Raw genomic sequence first — 20,720 nt, 5'->3', positions numbered from 1 at the left:
CCGGTGGGTGGGGGGCGGCAAGCCGGGTGCGCTGCTCGGGCACCGGAGCCCCCGGTCACATCGGTCACTTCCGGCGCGCAAGTACCACCCGATTGGCCCATAGTGGACTCAGGGGTTCTTTCCGACTTTTCGGAGCAACCATGGATCGCTACCCACCCATCGCCGAACACGGCCTGGTGGGCGACCTGCAGACCGCCGCGCTCGTCTCCTCGCAGGGTGTCGTGGACTGGTTCGCCGCTCCCCGGTTCGACTCGCCCAGCATTTTCGCCGCCCTGCTCGACCACGACGGCGGCGGGTACATGCGGCTGGCCCCCGAACACCCCGACCAGACCTGCAAGCAGCTCTACTACCCCGACACAGCCATTCTGGTGACCCGGTTCATGTCACCGGACGGGGTGGGCGAGGTGGTCGACCTGATGCCTCCGGACCGGACCGGCACCGCCACCGACCGGCACACCCTGATACGCGTCGTGCGTGCCGTGCGCGGGAGCGTCGACTTCACACTCGAGTGCCGGCCGCGCTTCGACTACGGCCGGGCCGAGCACCAGTTGGAGCTGGGCGAGGGCGAGAAGAGCGGCCTGTTCCGGTCGCCAGGGATGGACGCGCACCTGCAGACCTCCTTCCCGCTCGAGCGGGACGGCCAGGACGTACGCGGCAGGGTGGCGTTGCGCGCCGGCGAGTCGGGCGGCGTCGTGTTCACCGTCTGCGCGTCCGGCGGCGAGGCGCCCGCACCCCTCACGGTCGACGGGCTCACCGCACAGGTCGACGACACCGGCCTCTTCTGGCAGGACTGGCTGCACCAGTCCCGCTACCGGGGCCGCTGGCCCGAGCTGGTGCACCGTTCGGTCATCACCCTCAAGCTCCTCACCTACGCCCCCACCGGCGCCCTCGTCGCGGCGGCCACCACGGGCCTGCCCGAGCAGGTCGGCGGAGAGCGCAACTGGGACTACCGGTTCACCTGGGTACGCGACGGCGCGCTGTCCGTGCGGGCCATGCTGGACCTCGGCTTCGTCGAGGAGGCCACCGCCTTCGTCCACTGGCTCATGGGCAGGCTGCACGAGCGCGAGGGCAAGGAGGAGGAGCCGCTCCAGACGATGTACCGGATCGACGGCAACCCCGACCTGCCGGAGGAGACACTCGAACACTTCGAGGGCTACCGGGGCTCCTACCCCGTCCGCATCGGCAACGGCGCCGCCGACCAACTCCAGCTGGACATCTACGGCGAGGCCCTCTACGCGCTGTCCCAGGGCCGCGAGATCGGGCCGCAGGCCACCTACCGGGCATGGAAGACGATGGCCAGGACGCTGGACTGGCTCGCCGACCACTGGGACCGGCCGGACGAGGGCATCTGGGAGACCCGCGGCGGCCGCCAGGACTTCACCTACAGCCGGGTGATGTCCTGGGTCGCCTTCGACCAGGGGATCAGCCTGGCCGAGCACTACCGCAGGCCCGCCCACGTCGACAAGTGGCGCAGCGCCAGGGACGCCGTCCTCGAACAGGTCATGGAACGCGGCTGGAGCGAGAAGGAGGGCGCCTTCGTCCAGCACTACGGCGGCGACGTCCTGGACGCCTCCCTCCTGCTCATGCCGAGGGTCTCGTTCATCGCCCCGAAGGATCCGGCCTGGCTCTCCACCCTCGCCGCCATGGACCGCAAGCTCGTCTCCGACAGCCTCGTCTACCGCTACGACCCGGCGGCATCCCCCGACGGGCTGCGCGGCTCGGAGGGCACCTTCAGTCTGTGCACCTTCCTCTACGTCGACGCGCTGGCCCGGGCGGGGCGACTGTCCCAGGCCCGCTACACCTTCGAGAAGATGCAGACCTACGCCAACCACGTCGGGCTCTTCGCCGAGGAGGTCGGTCCGACCGGGGAGCAACTGGGCAACTTCCCGCAGGCGTTCACCCATCTGTCGCTCATCATGGCGGCCACCACCCTCGACCAGGCGCTCGACGCGGAGCAAGGGCGCTGACCCATGACCACCCGTGCCCGTCCGGCAGGACCGCCACGGCTGACCAAGGACGAGTTCGGTGTGCTCCACCGGCACCTGCTCTCCCGCGCCGCCTGGGCCTCCGGGGACCGGGGCGCCCTGGAAGCGCTCACTCCCGCCCGGGTGGTGGCCGCCACCCGCGAGGTGCGGACGGGCCGGACGGTGACGCTCGCCGCGCCGGTGGAGACACTGCCCGGCCCGGACAATCCGGAGCCCGCGAAGCACCGGATGAGCGGCCGGACGGACGACGACACGTCCAGCGGGCTCCACTTCGCGAGGGACAGCTTCGCGATGAACGTGCACGGCGACGCCGACAGCCACCTCGATGCCCTCTGCCACGTGATCTACGACGGCACCCTGCACGGCGGCGTGTCCGCGAGCAGCGTCACCGCGGACGGGGCCACGGCGCTCTCGGTCGAGGCGGCGCGCGACGGGATCGTGGGGCGCGGCGTGCTGCTGGACATCGCGCGGCTGCGCGGCGTGCCCTGGCTCGAACCGGGTGATCACGTGACGGTCGGCGACCTCACCGCGGCCGAATCCGCCCAGCACGTCCGCGTGACCGAGGGCGACCTCCTGTTCGTCCGCGTCGGCCATCGCCGACGCCGTGCCGAACTCGGGCCGTGGCACGCGGCGCGTGAGCGCGCCGGACTCCACCCGTCGGCACTGGAGTTCCTCGCCGACCGGCGGGTCGCCGTGCTCGGCGGCGACGGCAACAACGACACGGCCCCGAGTTCCACCGAGGGCGTCGACTTTCCCGTGCATGTGCTGGCGGTCCAGGCCATGGGCCTGCACCTGCTGGACTACCTGCAGTTCGAGGACCTGGCACCGGTCTGCGAGGCGGAGGGACGCTGGTCCTTCCTCTGCGTGATCGCCCCACTGAGGCTGCCGGACGCCACCGGCTCGCCGGTCAATCCGATTGCCGTCCTGTGACCCCGGCACCCTCGGTCGTGGTGGTCATGGGTGTCTCGGGATCGGGCAAGTCCACCGTGGGACTGCTGCTCGCGCAGCGGCTCATGGTGCCCTTCCTGGAGGCGGACGACGTCCACCCGGCCGCGAACCGCGCCAAGATGGCCGCGGGCCGCCCACTCGACGACGAGGATCGCCGCCCGTGGCTGCGGTCCCTCGCCCAATGGATCCGCGAGGCGACCGACGCCGGACAGGGCGGGGTGGTGGCGTGCTCGGCCCTCAAGCACGAGTACCGGGACGAGTTGCGCAGGGCAGGCGCAGGCGTGTGGTTCCTGTATCTGGCGCTGGACCGCGCGATCGCCGACCAACGGGTCACAGGCCGTGCGGGCCATTTCATGCCCGCCCGGCTGGTGGATTCCCAGTACGCCGCCCTGGAACCGCTGCGGCCCGACGAACCCGGGCTGACCGTCGACGCGCAGGCCGACCCGCAGACTCTCGTCGACCAGGCGGTGCGCGCCGTCCGGGCCGTGAAGTGACGGGCGCCTGATCGACTCCGCCGGGTCGCCGCCGACCGACCCACCCGATAGTTTGGGAATTGGCGCTGAATGTCCCGAATGCGTGAATGTCCGTGCGGAACGGCACAGCCCGGAGCCCCCTGGACGGGCGCTTCGGCCAGGACAGCCGACGACTCCTAGAACGGGACCCTCTCATGGCCGACGATCAGCACTACGACGTCATCGTCATCGGTACGGGAGCGGGCGGCGGCACGCTCGCCCACCGGCTGGCCCCCTCCGGCAAGCGGATCCTGATCCTGGAACGCGGCGGCTACCTGCCGCGGGAGCGGGACAACTGGGACTCCACCGCCGTCTTCGTCAAGGGCAGGTACCGTGCCCCGGAGTTCTGGTACGACAAGCACGGCAACCAGTTCCCGCCGGAGGTCAATTACTACGTCGGGGGCAACACCAAGTTCTACGGCGCCGCGCTCTTCCGGCTCCGGCCCGAGGACTTCGGCGAACTGCGCCACCACGACGGCATCTCTCCGGCCTGGCCGATCCGTTACGAGGACCTGGAGCCGTACTACACCCAGGCCGAGCACCTCTACCTGGTGCACGGCCGGCACGGCGAGGACCCCACCGGAGGGCCGACCAGCGCGCAGTACGCCTACCCGCCGGTCGAGCACGAGGCGCGTATCCAGCAGCTCAGCGACGATCTGGGCAAGGCCGGCCTGCACCCCTTCCACCTGCCGATCGGCGTGAACCTCACTCAGGACGAGCACGGCCGGGCCACCCACGACAGCGTCTGCATCCGCTGCGACCGGGTCGACGGCTTCCCCTGCCTGATGGGCGCCAAGTCCGACGCGCAGGTGATCTGCGTCGACCCGGCGCTGAAGTACGAAAACGTCACGATGGTGACCAACGCCGATGTGCAGCGCCTGGAGACCGACCCGACCGGACGCACCGTCACCAGGGTCGTCGCCGAACTCGGCAACGGAGCGACCGAGGAATTCAGCGCGGACATCGTGGTGGTGGCCGCCGGCGCGGTCAACTCCGCCGTTCTGCTGCTGCGTTCGGCCAGCGACAAACACCCTGCCGGTCTGGCCAACAGCTCGGACGTGGTGGGTCGCCACTACATGCGGCACAACAACCTGGCGCTGATGGCGGTGTCGAAGGAACCGAACCCCACCAGTTTCCAGAAGACCCTGGCGCTGAACGACTGGTACCTGGGCGCGGACGACTGGGAGTTTCCGCTCGGCGGCATCCAGATGCTCGGCAAGTCGGACGCCGACCAGATCCACGGCGAGGCTCCGCGCTGGGCCGGCGCCGTCATGCCCGACATGCCCTTCGAGGTACTGGCCCACCACGCCGTCGACTTCTGGCTCTGCGGAGAGGACCTTCCGCTGCCCGAGAGCCGGGTCACCCTCGACAAGGACGGCGCCATCCACCTGGCCCTCGACGAGAAGAACAACATCGCCGGGTTGAAGCGCCTCCAGCACAAGCTGCGGGGGATGCTCGGGCACTTGGGCATGCACGAGCACCACCTGCTGGACCACAGCATCTACCTGCACAAGGGCATGCCGATCGGCGCCACCGCACACCAGGCCGGCACCGTGCGGTTCGGCGACGACCCACGCAGTTCGGCCCTGGACGTCAACTGCAAGGCCCACGACCTCGACAACCTCTACGTCGTGGACACCAGCTTCTTCCCCAGCATCGGCGCGGTGAACCCGTCCCTGACCGCCATCGCCAACGCCCTGCGGGTCGGCGACCACATCGCCGCCCGGCTGAGCTGACCGGGGGCCGCTACGCGTTGTCGCCGGACGCTCTGGCGGCCCGGGTGTCGGCGTCGGTGAGCTCCTCCAGCTCACCCATCGTGTCGAGCCGGTAGAGCAGTACCAGCGCCGGGCCGACCAGCACGATCGCGATGGCGGTGACGATCACCAGCCAGCGCAGGGTGTGCGTGGCCCCGGCCGCCTCGGTCACCGTCAGCGAGGTGGGCAGCACGTAGGGCCGCTGCGCGAAGCCCCAGGCGCCGACGACCAGGGCCACGCTCGCCACCGAGGTGTGGCGGGACCAGCCGTGGGACCGGCGCAGCAGAAGCAACACCGTGGCCAGACCGCAGACCGCAGCCAGAATGATCAGCAGCAGGCCCCAGCCCCCGGTGAGGCCGTCCCAGACGTAGCGGGCGTCATCGTGCGTGACAGGCAGGGCGATGAGCGCGAGGACCACAATGGCGCCCAAGGCACACAGCGCCCGCACGCGGAAGTAGTCGACGAGATCGAGCGCGCCGAACCGCAGGGCGTCGGAGCAGAGGAAGACCGCTCCGAGGAAGGCGGTGGCGGCGATGGCCAGCAGACCCGTGAGGACGGAGGTTCCATTGGCCCAGGCATCCGCGGAGGCGGTCGTGCCGACCTCGACCCGGCCGGAGGCGATGCCGCCGAGCACCGCCCCGAGGAAGAACGGCGTCATCAGTGACGAGACGGCGAACATCGCGCCGTAGATCCGTTGTTGGGCCAGGCGGCGGGTCGGCTTGCGCAGGGCGAACCCGGCGCCGCGCAGGACCAGACCGACGGCGGCGAGGGCGAGCGGCAGCCACATCGCGGTGAAGACGGCCTGGAACATCGTCGGGAAGCCGGTCCACATGATGACCAGGACGAAGATCAACCAGACGTTGTTGGCCTCCCAGACCGGTGCCATGGCGTGGTCGATGAGCCAGCGGGGCCGCTTGCCACGCTCGGCGCCGCCGGCCAGGAGGTCCCAGAAGCCCGCGCCGTAGTCGGTGCCTCCGGCGCAGGCGTAGGCGGCGATGGCGAGCACCAGCACCCATGCGATGAATTCGGCCATTACGACGCACCGCCAGGGGTGTGGTCGGATCCGCCACCAGGCAGGGTGCCGGCGGTTGTGGGCTCGGGCTCGCTTCGGGGCCCGTAGGGGGTGTCGGTCTCCGGCGGCAGTTCGGCGCGCGCGGCGGCCGAGCCCTCGTCGGCGATGCGCCAGCGGGTACGCATCTTCAGGACGACCGCGAGGAACGAGCCGAAAACGGCCACGTACACGACGATGACGATGCCGAGCATCGCCCACAGCGATCCGGCGCGGGTGCTGGTCACCGCCTCCGAGACCCTCATGTACTGGTAGACGATCCAGGGCTGACGGCCGACCTCCGTGGTGATCCACCCGCACTCGACGGTGAACAGGCAGGCGACTCCCGCGAGCGCGGCACAGCGGTAGAACCAGCGGCTGCCGGGGTTGTCCCGGTGCCGCCACCAGGACCAGGCGTACCAGAGCGCCAGCAGGATGAGCACGCTGCCGATGGTGGCCATGATGTCGAAGGCCCAGTGGGCGATGGTGGCCTGAACCGCCGTCGGGCGGTCGCTCGCCGCGACCGACGACAGGCCCGTCACCTTGGTGTCGGGGCTGAATCCGGCGAGGATCGAGTCCAGCTGGGGGATCTTGAGGCCGCCGGAGATCGTCCCGTCGGGGTGCAGACGCCCGAACATGTACTCCGGTACATGGGTGTCGGTCTTCCAGACGATCTCCGTGGCGGCGAACTTGATCGGCTGTTTGTGGAAGACGGCGCGGGCGGCGGAGTCGCCGAGCATGAACTGGACCGGGGTGAGGATCGCGGCAACCGTGAACGGCACGGTGAAACCGAGCCGGTGGTAGCGGTCACGGCGCCCGCGCAGCCAACCGACCGCGTACACACCGGCGACCACGTAGCCGGCGGTCAGGAGCATCGCGACCACGAAGTGCCAGTACTCCGGGCCGAACATCGGTGTGAAGATCGCCTGTTGCACGTCGACGTGGATCGGCTTGCCCTGGGCGTCGAGGCCGAATCCCTGCGGCGTGTTCATCCAGGAGTTGGCCGCGATGATGCCGAACGCCCCCATCAGGGCGACCAGTGGCAGCGGTACGGCCAGCCAGAAGTGCGTCCAGGGCTTGAGCCGGCGCCAACCGTAGAGGTAGATCGCGATCAGGACGGCCTCCAGGAAGAACGCCCATGCCTCGACGCCGAACCCGAGGCCGAACACATCGCCCCAGCGGCCCATCATGCCGGGCCACAGCAGGCCGAACTCGAAGGACAGCACGGTGCCGGTGATGATGCCGATGGCGAACTGAACGGCCATCACCGCCGACCAGCGCCGGGCGAGGGTCAGGGCGACGGGGTCGTTGCGGCTCAGTCCCCGGTGGTGCATGAGCAACGTGATGAACGGCAGTGCCACTCCGAACGGGACCAGCAGGATGTGCGAGGCCAGGGTGAAGGCCATCAGCTCTCGCGCCGGCAGGAGCTGGGCGGGGGTGCTGTTCGCCAGAAGGACAGCGGTGCTGAGCATGTGCGCCTCGATGGTCTGCACTGCGTGCGGGGGGCGGAGGGGGGACAGGGCGTGGAAAAGTGCCCGTGGAGGGCCGGCCGGGCCCGTCCTCAGGGGGGCGGAGACGCCGCCGGCCCGGCCGCCCGGGCTGCCGACCCGTCGGTGTCGGGCATGGTGAAGGCGCGTTCGCGGCGCGAGCCGGTGGCGAAGGCGACGGACCAGCTGAGCACCGCTCCCAGCCTGCTGCGGAAGCCGGTGAGGAAGGCCACGTGGATGAAGAGCCAGGCCAGCCAGCCGGTGAAACCCGACACATGCAGCGGGCCGACCTTGACCACGGCCCGGCCGCGGGCGATGTAGGCGGCGCTGCCGAGATCCACGTACTTGAAGGGCTTCGGTTTCTTCGTCCTGCCTTCGACGGCGTGGCGTACGCTCCGGCCCGCGTACGCACCCGACTGCATGGCGACCTCGGCCAGACCCGGCAGCTTGTTCAAGCTCATCACGTCGCCCGTGACGCGGATCTCCGGATGGCCGGGGAGGGTGAGGTCGGGTTCGACGAGGATGCGTCCGGCCCGGTCCTGCTTGGCACCGGTCGCCCGGGCCAACGCGGCGGCGATCGGTGGCGCCTCGACGCCCGCCGTCCACAGCACGGTGCGTGCGTCGAACCGAGTCGTCCTGCCGTCATGGTCCCGTACCGTCAGGCCGTCCGCGCCGATGTCGGTGACCGTCGTGCCCAGGTGGAGCTCCACACCGAGACCCTGCAGGGTTCGGGCCGCACGGCGGGCCAGTCGAGGGCCGAACGCGCCCAGCACCGCGTCGGACCCCTCGAAGAGCAGCACCCGGGCCTTGGCGGAGTCGATCGTCCGGAACTCCCGCTCGAGCGTGTGCCCGGCGATCTCCCGGATCTGTCCCGCGAGTTCGACACCGGTCGGCCCTGCGCCGACCAGCGCGAAGGTGAGCCATTGCTGCCGTTCCCGGTCGTCCGCGGCCGTTTCGGCCATCTCGAACGCCCGGTAGATCCGTCGGCGGACATCGAGCGCGTCGTCCAGGGTCTTCATGCCGCGGGCGTGCGCAGCGAACTCGTCGTGCCCGAAGTAGGACTGGCGCATACCCACCGCGACGATCAGATCGTCATACGGCAGCACGAGGGCCCCGCCCTCGGGTCGCCGGGCGTGGACCAGCCGGGCGCCGGCATCCACGTCGGTGGCTTCGGCGAGCGCACAGTGCACGTTGTGGTGGCGCCGCAGGACGCCGCGGAGCGGTTGTGCGATCTGCCCCTCGGACAGGATCCCGGAGGCGCACTGGTACAGCAGCGGTTGGAAGAGGTGGTGGGCGCGGCGGTCGACCACAGTCACCGCGACCGGTGAATTCCGTAGGGCACGGGCGGCGAACAGCCCCGCGAACCCTCCGCCGAGGATGACCACCCGGCGGGGCGTGACGTGATCCTGCATCGGAGATCAGCCTCCGGTGGCGAACCCGGGGAAAAGAGTCATTCCGCCGTCGACGTAGAGGGTGGTCCCGACGACGTAGTCGAGCAGGTCGGATGCCATGGCGACGACGGCGTCGGCAATGTCGTCCGGGTCCCCCACGCGGCGGTACGGGATCAGCTGCAGGAGGTCGGCCTCGGCCTCGGGGGTGGACCAGGCGTCGCGGTTGATCGGCGTGCGGATGGCGCCGGGTGCGACCGCGTTGACCCTGATCCGATGGGGGGCCAGCTCCTGGGCGAGGGTCTGCATCAGCATGCCCACACCGCCCTTGGAGGAGGCGTAGTTGACGTGCCCCGACCAGGGGACGATCTGGTGGACCGAGCTCATACAGATGATCTTTCCCGCCGAACGGGAGACCTCCTCCACCACACCGCGCCGCATGAACTCCTTGGCGGCCTCCCGCGCGCAAAGGAACTGGCCGGTCAGGTTGACGTCGATGACCTTCTGCCACTGGGCCAGCGTCATGTCCGTCAGGGCTGCGTCCCGCTGGAGGCCCGCGTTGGCCACCATGATGTCGATGGTGCCGAACTCCTCGACCATCCGCGCGAACATGGCGGTCACCTGGTCCTCGTCGGACACGTCGGCCTCGTGGGCGTAGGCGCGGACCCCGAAGCCCTCGATCTCCTTCACGACGTTCTCTGCCTCGTGCGCACCGACGACGTAGTTCACCACCACGTCCGCTCCGGCCCGGCCCAGAGCGATGGCGGTCGCCAGGCCGATGCCCGAGTTGGCACCGGTCACCAGCGCCTTCTGGCCCCTGAGAAGCTGCGCGGGCATCGCCCTGCGCCTCTCGCTGACGTTTGCTGTCACCACGATCTCTCCTTCTGCGTTGCGGACGGACGCCCTCGGCAACCGGACGACGCGCAGGAGAATGGCTGGACGTCGGCCGACCCGTCAGGACCTGCACCGGAGCCGTCGCACACCCGGCCCCCCGACGAAAGCACCCTGCGTCGCGGGGGGACTGACCGGCGCGCAAGGCAGCCGCACTTCGGCCGGGCACGTCATACGATCGGGCTACGAGCTGATCCCAAACCGCCTTCGTACGCCGCGGCCCGCCGCACCGGTATGTCACCGACAGTTCGCCGGACGACCTGCTCCATCTGCCGCCACGTACACGTCGGCCACCGTGCTCGGCAGCCAGTCGAAGCGGTCGATGTCCTGTGCCGTCAGCCGGGTCGGTCCGTCAGTGGTGGCGGAGGCCGATGCCGTCGACGTACTGCCGGGCCGGCGAAGCGGGCCTCGACGCGTATCTCTTCCGTGGTCGGGATCGTGGCGTGGATGTCGAACGAGGCGCGCTCGGCGTCCACGTGTGGCCGTACCTGTCCTCGGCGCAGGGCGGACCGGCCGCGCAGGGTTTCTGCGCGGCCGGAATCACTCGGTTTCAGACCTTCAGGGAGACGTATTCCTTGCCCTGGTCGTTCTCCACCCGGACCTTGGCGACGTCGTCGATCGGAATGGCCGCCGAACCGTCGAGGTTGGCGCCCTTGTCCTCGTCGGCGACGACCCAGCTGCCGGCGACCTCGCGTTTGCCGTCCTTGCTCTCCACGATGAGGCGGCAGTGCTCGCCCACCGGGATGCCGGCCACCGAGGCGTTCACCCGGACCCACGACGCGGCCGGGGTCACCCGTACCGTCATCCGGCTGCCCGTCGAGGCGCTGGTGCCCGAGGCGAGCCGGGTACCGGCGGGCGGGGTGGCGGTCGCCGTGATCGAGGGCGTCGGGGGGTCCGCGACCGAGCTGGTGTCTCCGCCCATCTGCCGGCCGATCAGCACACCGCCGCCCAGTACGGCGGCCGCAGCGACCGCGGCGACCGCGGCCAGGACCGTCCGTCGCCGGCGCTCCACTCCGTCGCGTTCGTTGCGCACCTGCCTGATCGTGCGCTGCAGCAGCAGATCGCCGCCCTCCGGCGGACCGTCGAGGAACGCCTCCGGCGGCACCTCACCGAGTGCCGCTTCCATCTCCCGCAATCCGTCCAGTTCTTCGCGGCACCGGTCGCACGAGGCCACGTGTTCGTCCACGGCCCGCACTTCCCGCTCGTCGAGCGTGCCGAGGACGTAGGCGCCGAGCAGTGCGCTGTCGTGCTCCTTGATGCTCATGCCGCCACCTCCTTCAACGCGACGAGCTTCGCGGTCTTCGGTTTGTCTCTGTACAGGTCCCTCAACTGTTTCAACGCATAGTGTGATCGGGATTTCACGGTCCCGGGAGGTATTCCGAGAGTCTCGGCCGCCTCGGCGACGCTGCGACCCTGGAAGTAGATCTCGTTGAGCACGTCCCGGTGGTCCGGGGAGAGCTGGTCGAGGGCCTCCATGACGAGCATCGAGTCCACCACGCCCTCCGCGTGGTCCTTCTCCACCGGGGTGGTGCTCACGGACTCGGCGACCTCCTGCGGCCGCGCCGCCTTGGCCCGGAACCGGTCCGTGATGATGTTGCGGGCCACGGTGAGCAGCCAACCGCGCACCGAGCCCTTGCCGTTGACCAGGGCCTCCTGGTTCTTCCAGGCCCGGATCAGGGTCTCCTGGACCACGTCCTCCGCGGCGGCATGGTCACCCGTGAGCCGCTGGGCGTAAGCGAGCAGGGCCCGGCCGTGCTCCTCGTACAAGGAGCGGATCAGTACCTCGTCGCTTGTTCTCTGCTTGTCCCGAGCGCGGGACCACAGCGCCGCCATCCACTTTCTCCCGTCCTCTCCTGAGCTGACGCGCTGTACACGGGTGGCAGCCGGAGTCGGTTCGATCGAGTTCGGAACTTTTTTCACGCCAGGCTCCGGCGTCACTCCGGTCGGCAGTGCCGGCCCTCGTTGAGGCAGCCGACCAGCGCGGACATCCGACGGTCCGTCATGACGTCGATGAACATGCCGTGGTCCGTCTTCGGGTCGCGCTTCTCCTCCGGGAAGGAGTCCACCGCGTACGGGGTGCCCTGCGGCAGCGCGTACGTGAGGGTGATGCGCAGTTGCGGCACGGCGAAGGTGGCGTGCGGGCAGACTCCGTCGGCCGCCGGGAACACCACATGCGTACGGTGGTCGGGGCTGTCCGTGGACAGACCGTCCCAGCAGCTGGGGAAGTCCAGGGTGCGGGTCGGCCCACTGCCCTGCGGGCACAGGGTGTACCTGGTCGTGAAGCGGTCCGTGAAGCCCGAACAGCCCCACTGGGCACGCACGTTGGCGTCGCCCACGATCACCGCGACCGGGTCGCCGGTGACCAGCCGGAGGAACCGGGGCATGGCGACCACCTTGCTCACCGGGTTGCCGCGGAACTCGATTCCGACCGAGACCGGCGTCAGGATCTCACCGGTGTTGCCGTCCGCCCCGCCGCCCATGGCGTGGGCGTCCGCCCCCGCCCGGTCCAGCCGCCGCAGCACCGGCCAGTAGTACGTGGAGCGGTCGCCGCCGACACAGGTGGTGCGGGCGGCGGCCAGGCTCTCGTTGCTGGACAGGGCGGTGGTCGACACATTGCCCACGTAGTCGTGGACATGATGGGCCGAGCCCGAGACGCCGGGTGAGACCACCAGGTTGTCCGCGTTGCGGTGGGCGTTCTCGTTGCGGCCGCAGTCCTCGGTGTACGTACCCGTGGAGGCGTCCGGCAGGACGGCGGGCAAGGAGACCCGGGCGACCGAGGCGATGTCGACGTAACGGTCGGCGGCCGGCGCGGCCTGGGCCGCGGACGGACGGCCGGCGACGATGAGACCGGCTCCCAGGACGGCCGACACACCGACGGCCGCGGGCAGAACCATCCGGAGTAGACGGGCTCTTGAACGGAAGAGTCGAATCCACACGCGAGCAGGGTCGCAGTAACGTCTAGACCAATCAAGTCTCGCTTGGAACGATGACTGATTCTTGAAGGTCGTCCGCCCGGAAGCCGTCTGTTACTGAACGGTGGTTCACCTGTTGTTGAACGGCGGTTCAGCGGAAGAGCTGGCCGCGGACCGCTCCGTCGGGGAACTCCTCGGTGTGCAGGTTGGCGTAGAAGCCGGTCGGGGACTTCTTGATCTGGGCGAGGACCGAGGGATCCTGGACGCTCACGGTGCCGGAGATCGCGAAGATGTTCTGCGGGACCGGGGTGACGAACAGCGGGATCTTCACGTCGCCGTTGCGGCCCAGCGTGCCCTGGTGGACGTGACCGGCGAGCGGTTCGCCGATGTTCACCCAGGCCACGGAGTAGCCGACGCGGCTGCTTCCGGGGTACAGGAACGTGACCGCGTGGCCGTCCGGATCGCCGACCCGCTTAGGGTCGCCGGTCGGCACCTCCTGGCCGCCGTCTGCGAGCGCGCGCAGCTTGCCGCCGCGGATGATGCTGAGCGGGTTGACGGGCTTGGCCAGCGGCCGCAGCTGACCGCGCACGGCACCGCCGGGGAACTCCTTGGTGTGCAGGTTGACGTAGAAGTCGGCCGGGTCGGTGCGCAGTCGGCGGGCGAGCGCCGCGTCGGTCACCGAGGTCTGGCCGGCCGCGGACTGCACGGTGGACGGCATGGGAGTGGTGAACAGACCGACCTTCACATCGCCGTTGGTGCCCGTGGCGCCCTGGTGGATGTGGCCCAGCGTCGGGCGGTCGATGCCGTTCCAGGAGAGGGCGAAGGTGATGCGGTTGCCCTTGACCTTGACCAGCGCGACGGCCTTGCCGTCCGGGTCGCCGACAGCGGGGCCGCCCTTGACGGGCACCTCCTGGTCGCCGGAGAGCTGGGCGATGAGGGAGACGGCGGGTTCGTTCGGGGAGACGGCGGGCGGCGGTGAGGCCGTGGCCGACTCCGATGTGCCCATGGCGCCGTGCGAGCCGTGGCCCTCGTGGGCAAGTGCCGGGGACGTGGCGAGCAGTCCGGTGGCGAACACGGCTGCGGACACCGCGAGAGAGAGCTTGCGCATTCTTTTCTCCGTCGTTTCGGTTTTCGGTCCAGTGCAGTGCCGGAAACACGAGCGGACGCAGCAACCGGTTCAATTCCATTGCCGTAGAAGAAAACTGAACCCGAAACCGACTCGGCACGTGTGGGTCGCGGGGATGCGACCCCCTCCAATTCACGGCTGAGAGAGGTCATCACAATGCGCGCACGGACGGCTCTGATCGCGATACCGCTGGCTCTGGGGCTGGTCGCCTGCGGCGGGGGCAAGGACGACGGCGGCGCCGGCCAGGGGTCCGGCGGCAAGAGCGAGGCCATCGCCGTCAAGGACTCCGGGCTCGGCTCCATCCTGGTCGACGGCGAGGGCCGGACCCTGTACGCCTTCACCAAGGACAAGGGCGGCGCGAGCAACTGCGACGCCAAGTGCATCGCCGTGTGGCCCGCGTTGACCGGCGGCGCGAAGGCCTCCGCCGGGAAGGGCGTCAAGTCCGCACTGATCCAGGAGGCCAAGAAGTCGGGCGGTGCCGTGCAGACGACGTACGGCGGCTGGCCGCTCTACTACTACGTCGGTGACGCGGCACCCGGTGACGTCAACGGGCAGGGCCTGGACGGGCAGTGGTTCGTCGTGCGGGCGGACGGCAAGCTCGTGCGGAACGACACCTGAGAGCACCCGTCGCTTCGTACGCGGATGGCACGCGAGCGCCGGTCGACGGCCCGCGTGCCGTCCGCGTTTTCGTGCCCGCACATTTGACATGCCCGGGCTTTGAACCGCCCCGCCCCGGGTCCCGTTCCTGGTGCGAGGCAGGACAAGCCCGCCGAACCACGCACCCAGGGAGGAGCCCATGGCCGAGATCAACATGCCCGGAGACGAGGTGGAGCGCCTCGGCACGCTGCTGCGGCAGGTGATGGACCTGATCGAGACCAGGTCGAGCGGTTTCGACGCCGACGCCGTGGGCCGGCCCCTGGTCGACGCGGGCAGCAACTTCGACAAGAAGTGGAACGACGGGCGCACCCAGCTCAAGCGGAACAGCAAGGACCTCAGGGAAGCCTGCGAGGCCATCGTGAAGGCGTTCGCGGACGCCGACAACCAGCAGGCGTCGGCGCTCGACGGCAATGACGGAAGCAAGTCCTGACGACGGCGACGGCCGAACGTGACGAACCAACCGGACGCGACCAACCCAAGGAGCACGGTCCCCATGACCAACGGTTCGCAGACCTTCGGGATCGCCATCCCGGACAACTGGACGGAGTACGACCTCAGCGGCGACACACTCGCCGAGCGCCGGGCCGAGCTGCTGCGGCAGACCCCCGACAAGCCGACGCGGGACGTCGTCAACCAGGCCTTCCGCAATGCTCGGCGGATCATGGACGGTGCCCGCAGGCGCGGCGCCGTGTACGCCGCGGGCACCACGACCATGTACGAGGACGGCCTGCTGATGGCCGGTCTGCTGGTGTTCAGCATCACCCCGCCGCCCGGCGAGGACTTCTCCGCGCACGGCCTGGCCAAGCAGTTCTCCGCCACCGGGGACCGCCGGGGCGAGGGCACGACGCGGACGTTCACGACGGAGACGCTGCCCGGTCCCGGGCAGGTCGGCCGGCTTGTCGGCATCGAGGAGAGCGAGGTCGCCGCGGGCGTCTCGTACAAGCTGGTGGTGATGCACACGGTGGTGCCGGTGCCCGACAGCCGACGCGTGCTGATCATCACCTGCTTCAGCCCGAACATCCCGCTGGCCGACCAGCTCTACGACCTCTTCGACGCCATCACGTCGACGTTCGCGTTCGGGGAGGAGGCGCCGGTCGGCGCCGCGCGCTAGGCGCGGGGAGACGAAAGGGCCCTGCCGTCCGTCGGACGGCAGGGCCCTTTCGTACGGGCGCAGTGGTCAGTCCACCGTCGTCTCCGGCACCCGTACCGTCAGGAACCGGCCGTCGCCGAGCTGGAGATGGGCGCGGCCCGGTTCGCTGTCCTCGCCGAGGATGCCGCGGGGGACGCGGGCGCCGACGAGTTCGCCGTCGCTCGCCGAGCGCGGGGCGAGCAGCGCTCCGCAGCGGTTGCGGCGGACGATGGCCTGCCAGCCGGACAGGCCGCCGAGCAGGACCTCGTTGTTGCCGGCCACGACCAGGCCCCAGCCGTCGCCCGCGCTGCCCCGGGCGAGGGCGGCCAGGTCGTTGTCCAGCTCCGAGTTGATCATCAGCTCGGCGTCGTCGACCAGGATCGCGCCGGCCGGCGAGTCGACCCTGCCGAGCGCCGCGCGGAAGGCGGCCACCTCGACGTCGGAGTCCGTGAAGACCTCGACCACACCGGGATGTCCGGAGAGCCCCCGCAGGGGCGAGGTTCGGGGCGTGATCACCACGAGCTTCGTGCCCAGGTCGAGCAGCGATCGGGCCATGGTGAGCAGCACGGTGCTGCGGCCCGAGCGCGGCGGTCCGCCGATCACGAAGGACGGGACCTGGGACATGTCGGTGCCCTGCGCGGAGAGTTCGTCGCCGCCGACGCCGACCATCGCCCACAGCGGGGAGACATTACGGGGCCTGCGCTCCAGCGCCTCCTCGAAGCCGAGCCGGTCGGGCAGCACGTCTACCCTGAACGGCCGCCGCCCGTCCGGGACTTCGGCGTCCCGCTCCGTCGTCCGCTCGGCCAGTGCGACCAGGGCGCGGGCCTGGGCGGCGCCGCTCGGGTCGGTGCCTTCGACGAGTGCGATCTGGGCGTTCGTCGTGTCCTTGGGCTGGATGGCGCGGCCCGCGGGGAGGTCCTCGGGGACGGAACGGGCGGTCAGGCCCACCATCGAGTAATCGTTGCGGTCGTTGAGCCGCAGCACCAGCTTGTCCTCCGTGGTGGAGGAGAACCGGCTCTGGCTCAGCACCCGGTCACCGGCTAGCACCAGATGCACGCCGACGCTCGCACCCTCGCGCATCAGCAGCGTCATCGCGTCCATCACACTGCCCTGGTCGTACGCGGAGAAGTCCCGCTCGAAGGCCTCGAACCGGTCGACCAACAGCAGTACGTGCGGCGGCCGTTGCTCCTCGGGCAGGATCCGGCGCAGCTCCGTGAGGTCCGCGACGCCCTGCCGGCCGAGCAGCGCACGGCGCCGGCCGACCTCGCCGGTGAGCCGGGACAGCAGCCGCACCACCCGCTCGGTCTCGCCCCGGTCGACGACCGCGCCGCAGTGCAGCAGCCCGGTCAGGGCCTGGAGGGCGCCGTTGCCGCAGTCGAGGCCGTAGAGGTGGACGTCGGCGGTGCCGTGCGCCCCGGCCAGGGCGGCGGCCAGGGTGCGCAGCGTCTGGGAACGGCCGCTGCGGGGCGAGCCGATGATGTGCAGATGGCCCATCCGGTCGAGATCGAAAGCGAGTTCGCGCTGCGCCTGCTCGGCCGGCACGTCGACCATGCCGTACGCGACGGGGGCGAGGTGTCCGGGTTCGGAGGCGGCGTCGGAGGAGGCCAGGTCGGCGAGCGCCAGTGTGTCGGGCAGCGGCGGCAGCCAAGGCCGGCGCGCGGGCGGTACGGCGAGCTGCTCCGCCGCCCCGCGCACCGCCTCCACCAGCACCGACAGGTCGGTGACCGGCTGCACGGCGAGCTCCGCGACGGCCGCACGGGGCAGCGGGTCGCCCAGTTCCTCCCAGTGGAGTTCGGTGAGGACCGGGGCCGCGTGCTCCTCGTCCAGGGCCGTCGGGTCGAGGCGCCGGCCGCCGATCCGGCCGGTCTGGAAGGGCAGCAGCGCCGCGTGTCCGAGCCGGGCGTAGGCCCGTCCCGGGGTGCGAGGCGAGAGCTGGCCGGAGTCGGGGGCGTCGATGATGTCGCGGCTCTCGCCGGTGTCCGTCGTGCGCAGAGCGATACGGAGGTTGGTGTTGGCGCGGATGTCGGCGGTGACCGCGCCGGAGGGGCGCTGGGTGGCCAGCATCAGGTGGATACCGAGGGAGCGGCCCCGCTGCGCGATGTTGACCAACCCCGAGACGAAGTCGGGCAGTTCGCGGATCATCGAGGCGAACTCGTCGATGACCAGCACCAGTCGGGGCAGCGGTGCGAGCTCGGGGCGCCGGGTGCGCTTGTCGGTGTAGTCGTCGATGTCCTTGGCGGCCGCCCCGGCCAGGATGTGCTCGCGGCGCTTGAGTTCGGCGCCGAGCGAGACCAACGCCCGTTCCACCAGGTGGGTGTCCAGGTCGGTGACCATGCCGACGGTGTGCGGCAGGTCCTCGCACTCGGCGAACGCGCTGCCGCCCTTGTAGTCGATGAGGACGAAGTTCAACTCGTCGGGCCGGTTGGCGACGGCGAGGCTCGCCACCAGCGTCTGCAGCAGCTCTGACTTTCCGGAGCCGGTGGTCCCGGCGATCAGTCCGTGCGGTCCGTCCGCGGCGAGGTCGACGGAGAACGGCCCGTCGACTCCCTCGCCCAGAACCGCCCTGGTGCTACGGCCGTTGAGAACCCAGCCGGCGGCGACCCCGTCCGGCACCGGCGGTTCCAGACCGAGCACGTCGAGCAGTCGTACGGAGCCGGGCAGCAGGTTCTCCTCGGCGTCGTCGCCCACGTCCCGCAACGGGGCGAGGGCGCGGGCGACGCCGACGGACCAGGCGCGGCCCGGCGCATCCATGAGCACGCCGACCACGGGGTCGGCCCCGGTCTGCTCGACGCGCAGCCGCCCGTCGGGCCCGGCCACCGCCACGGCCTGGCACTCCTCGGGCAGCAGCCGTGCCTCGTCGTCCACGCACACCGCGTACACGCCGACCGCCGGCCCCTCCCGCAGGATCTGGATGACGCCGGGCAGCGCGCGCAGTCTGCGGGCGCCGTCCAGGACGACCAGGACGTCCGGTTCGCCGGCCGCTCCCCCGCGCGGTCCGCGGTTCCCGGCGGCCTGCCGGGCGGCGATCAGCGCGCAGATCTCGGCGATACGGCGGCCCACGGACTCGGTGGTCGCGCCGACCAGGCTGCGGGTGTCCTCGCCGAGCGGGGCGGTGTGCGGCAGCCAGTGCACCCAGGACCAGCGGTCCTCGCCACTGCTGCCCGCGAGCACGCAGATCCGCAGGTCGGAGGGGCTGTGCAGGGTCGCGGCCTGGGCGGCGAGCCAGCGTACGAGCGGTTCGGCGGCGTCGCCGCCCGCGACGCCCAGCACTCCAGCGGCGCGCAGCGGAACGGTGACGGGCACGGCCCGGGTGATTCGGGTGATCCGGCGGCGGTGCTCCGCCTCGGCCGGGTCGTCGAGTTCGACGTAGGCCGGCCGGTCGGCGACACCGAGGCGCAGCAGCAGGAAGTCGTCGTCGCGCCAGCGCCGCTCCCACAGCCGCAGGCGCGGACCGGCGGCGATGAGCAGGGTGCTCGCCGGGTCGGGGCTCGCGGTCCGCCGGGCCCGCTGCTCCGCGAGCACCGCCTGGTCCACCTCCCCCTCCAGCTCGGCCTTCTTCTTCTCGTACTCGGCGACCTGCTCCTGGTGGCTCTCCTTGCCGCGCTTCTTGTTGGAGAGCTGGCTGACCAGGGCGATGACCGGGGAGAGGAGACCGAAGATCAGGAAGCGGAGGTTGCCGAGCAGCAGCACGGAGACCCCCGCCATCACCAACGGGGCGAAGATGAGCGGCAGTTGGAGCTTGTTGCGGGCCGGCTTGCCGGGCGGCACCGGCAGCTTGAACCGGTTCTGCACGGGCGGCGGCAGCAGCCGCGGCGGACGGTTGTAGTCCAGACCGACGCCGTCCTCGGAGGGGACGAGGGCGGCGTCGGGGAACGAGGGGGCGGCCAGCTCCAGCAGGACCGGGCCCACTTCGAGGACACCGCCTGCGGGCCACTCCGTCCAGTCGGGTACGGCGGTGTCGTCCAGCAGCACCCCCTCACCCGGCGCGGACCGCACGGTCGCGGTGCCGTCGGCCAGGACTTTCAGCTGGGCGGCCGTCTTGGCGAGGCCGTCGGCGGTCAGCCGGATCCGGCAGGCGTCGGCGGCGCCGATCTCGTAGTCGCCCGGCGGCAGCCGGAACACGGCCCCGGCGTCGGCACCACCGACCGCCCGCACCTCCGCGACCCCGTCCGGCTCCCGGCCGGGCACGGCCACCGGCACGTCCAGGGACAGCAGGCTGCCGGCCTTGAGGCCGGTGGCGCCCACGGGTTGGTCGTACGGCAGCGGGGTGCCGCTGTGGAAGAGGACCGGCTGCGCGTCGGGGTCACCGCCGCGCAGCCGCCGGCGGAGCTCCTCGGCGAGCTCGCCGACCGGAACCGATGGATCGGCCTCGATCACGATGTCCGCGGTCTGGCCCTGCTGCGGGTCGACGGCGGTGACGGTCAGACGCATGGTCGGTGCTCCTCGGTGCACGCGGAGGTATGCGGGGGGTGCGGAGGTACGCAGTGGGGACGGCGACGGCAGGCCGGGCCGGACCGCGGTGGTCCGGCCCGGCCGGCAGGAGTGAACGGGCCTACTTGGAGAGGCTGTTGCCCATGTCGGAGTCGAGCTGGTTGAAGCCCTTGCCGACGCCGTCGACGTACTTGGAGATGCCCGTCAGACCCTCGACGACCGAGCGGTAGCCCTTGGAGAAGTCCTCGACGAAGGGCTTGAACTTGGTCTTGGCGGCAGGGGTGTTGTAGCCGTCCTCGGTGAGCGCGTCCAGGTCCCGCTTGATCTTCTCCAGCTGGGCCACGGCCGTGTCGTATTCGTTCATGGTGCTGGAGGCGGTCGCGGAGGTCTTCTCGTCGTTGACGATGTAGTCGGCCATCGGAATTCTCCCGTTTCTGTATCGGTAATTCGCC

Annotated in this window: 17 protein-coding genes; 7 read left to right on the top strand and 10 right to left on the bottom strand. The window is 70.6% G+C overall.

Annotated features, from left to right (window positions below):
• Positions 1–140 precede the first annotated feature (140 nt).
• The 4 genes from ACFY10_RS09305 (at position 141) to ACFY10_RS09290 (ending at position 5,181) form a co-directional block, all read left to right on the top strand.
• Positions 141–1,967: a glycoside hydrolase family 15 protein gene (locus ACFY10_RS09305; protein WP_390664443.1), complete on the top strand. Its 1,827-nt coding sequence runs from the start codon at positions 141–143 to the stop codon at positions 1,965–1,967.
• Positions 1,968–1,970: 3 nt separating this feature from the next.
• Positions 1,971–2,915: a cyclase family protein gene (locus tag ACFY10_RS09300; RefSeq protein ID WP_390664442.1), complete on the top strand. Its 945-nt coding sequence runs from the start codon at positions 1,971–1,973 to the stop codon at positions 2,913–2,915.
• Positions 2,912–3,427: a gluconokinase gene (locus ACFY10_RS09295; protein WP_390664441.1), complete on the top strand. Its 516-nt coding sequence runs from the start codon at positions 2,912–2,914 to the stop codon at positions 3,425–3,427. Before ACFY10_RS09300 ends, ACFY10_RS09295 begins: the two co-directional genes overlap by 4 nt.
• A gap of 173 nt (positions 3,428–3,600) precedes the next feature.
• Positions 3,601–5,181, top strand: coding sequence for a GMC oxidoreductase (locus ACFY10_RS09290; protein WP_390664440.1), 1,581 nt, complete (start codon positions 3,601–3,603; stop codon positions 5,179–5,181).
• A gap of 10 nt (positions 5,182–5,191) precedes the next feature.
• Here ACFY10_RS09290 and ACFY10_RS09285 read toward each other — a convergent pair whose 3' ends face one another.
• The 8 genes from ACFY10_RS09285 to ACFY10_RS09250 all read right to left on the bottom strand — a co-directional run bounded on the left by ACFY10_RS09285 (position 5,192) and on the right by ACFY10_RS09250 (position 14,033).
• Positions 5,192–6,232, bottom strand: coding sequence for a cytochrome d ubiquinol oxidase subunit II (locus tag ACFY10_RS09285; protein WP_390664439.1), 1,041 nt, complete (start codon positions 6,230–6,232; stop codon positions 5,192–5,194).
• Positions 6,232–7,719 (bottom strand): cytochrome ubiquinol oxidase subunit I, encoded by a 1,488-nt coding sequence (locus ACFY10_RS09280; protein WP_390664438.1) that lies wholly within the window; start codon positions 7,717–7,719, stop codon positions 6,232–6,234. The genes ACFY10_RS09285 and ACFY10_RS09280 overlap by 1 nt, the downstream gene beginning before the upstream one ends.
• An 89-nt stretch (positions 7,720–7,808) precedes the next feature.
• Positions 7,809–9,146 carry an NAD(P)/FAD-dependent oxidoreductase gene (locus tag ACFY10_RS09275; RefSeq protein ID WP_390664437.1) on the bottom strand — a complete coding sequence of 446 codons (1,338 nt, stop codon included), beginning with the start codon at positions 9,144–9,146 and terminating at the stop codon, positions 7,809–7,811.
• 6 nt (positions 9,147–9,152) lie between these two features.
• Positions 9,153–9,959, bottom strand: coding sequence for an SDR family oxidoreductase (locus ACFY10_RS09270; protein ID WP_390664917.1), 807 nt, complete (start codon positions 9,957–9,959; stop codon positions 9,153–9,155).
• A gap of 604 nt (positions 9,960–10,563) precedes the next feature.
• Positions 10,564–11,277, bottom strand: a complete 714-nt coding sequence (locus tag ACFY10_RS09265; RefSeq protein WP_390664436.1) for a zf-HC2 domain-containing protein — start codon at positions 11,275–11,277, stop codon at positions 10,564–10,566.
• Entirely contained in the window at positions 11,274–11,846 is a 573-nt protein-coding gene (locus ACFY10_RS09260; protein WP_390664435.1) for a sigma-70 family RNA polymerase sigma factor, read from the bottom strand. Before ACFY10_RS09260 ends, ACFY10_RS09265 begins: the two co-directional genes overlap by 4 nt.
• Positions 11,847–11,947: 101 nt before the next feature.
• Positions 11,948–12,907, bottom strand: a complete 960-nt coding sequence (locus ACFY10_RS09255) for a DUF1996 domain-containing protein (RefSeq protein WP_390664434.1) — start codon at positions 12,905–12,907, stop codon at positions 11,948–11,950.
• 169 nt (positions 12,908–13,076) lie between these two features.
• The gene (locus ACFY10_RS09250) at positions 13,077–14,033 is read right to left on the bottom strand and encodes a CHRD domain-containing protein (protein ID WP_390664433.1); all 957 of its coding nucleotides are present in this window, start codon (positions 14,031–14,033) and stop codon (positions 13,077–13,079) included.
• A gap of 174 nt (positions 14,034–14,207) precedes the next feature.
• Between ACFY10_RS09250 and ACFY10_RS09245 the strand changes: the two genes are divergently transcribed.
• The 3 genes from ACFY10_RS09245 (at position 14,208) to ACFY10_RS09235 (ending at position 15,819) form a co-directional block, all read left to right on the top strand.
• A complete protein-coding gene (locus tag ACFY10_RS09245) occupies positions 14,208–14,669 on the top strand; it encodes a hypothetical protein (protein ID WP_390664432.1) in 462 nt (153 codons plus the stop codon).
• A gap of 178 nt (positions 14,670–14,847) precedes the next feature.
• On the top strand, positions 14,848–15,138 hold the full coding sequence (locus tag ACFY10_RS09240; protein WP_388823661.1) for a hypothetical protein: 291 nt from the start codon (positions 14,848–14,850) through the stop codon (positions 15,136–15,138).
• 63 nt (positions 15,139–15,201) lie between these two features.
• Positions 15,202–15,819 carry a hypothetical protein gene (locus tag ACFY10_RS09235; RefSeq protein WP_361260609.1) on the top strand — a complete coding sequence of 206 codons (618 nt, stop codon included), beginning with the start codon at positions 15,202–15,204 and terminating at the stop codon, positions 15,817–15,819.
• A 66-nt stretch (positions 15,820–15,885) separates the two neighbouring features.
• Here ACFY10_RS09235 and ACFY10_RS09230 read toward each other — a convergent pair whose 3' ends face one another.
• Both ACFY10_RS09230 and ACFY10_RS09225 read right to left on the bottom strand, forming a co-directional pair.
• The gene (locus ACFY10_RS09230; protein WP_390664431.1) at positions 15,886–20,268 is read right to left on the bottom strand and encodes an FtsK/SpoIIIE domain-containing protein; all 4,383 of its coding nucleotides are present in this window, start codon (positions 20,266–20,268) and stop codon (positions 15,886–15,888) included.
• Between the two features lie 121 nt (positions 20,269–20,389).
• Positions 20,390–20,686 (bottom strand): WXG100 family type VII secretion target, encoded by a 297-nt coding sequence (locus ACFY10_RS09225; RefSeq protein WP_361260604.1) that lies wholly within the window; start codon positions 20,684–20,686, stop codon positions 20,390–20,392.
• Positions 20,687–20,720: the final 34 nt, after the last annotated feature.

Source organism: Streptomyces sp. NPDC001401, assembly GCF_042895385.1.
Taxonomy (GTDB): domain Bacteria; phylum Actinomycetota; class Actinomycetes; order Streptomycetales; family Streptomycetaceae; genus Streptomyces.
Note: the sequence above shows the minus strand (reverse complement) of the source record. Positions and strands in the feature narration are given on the sequence as shown.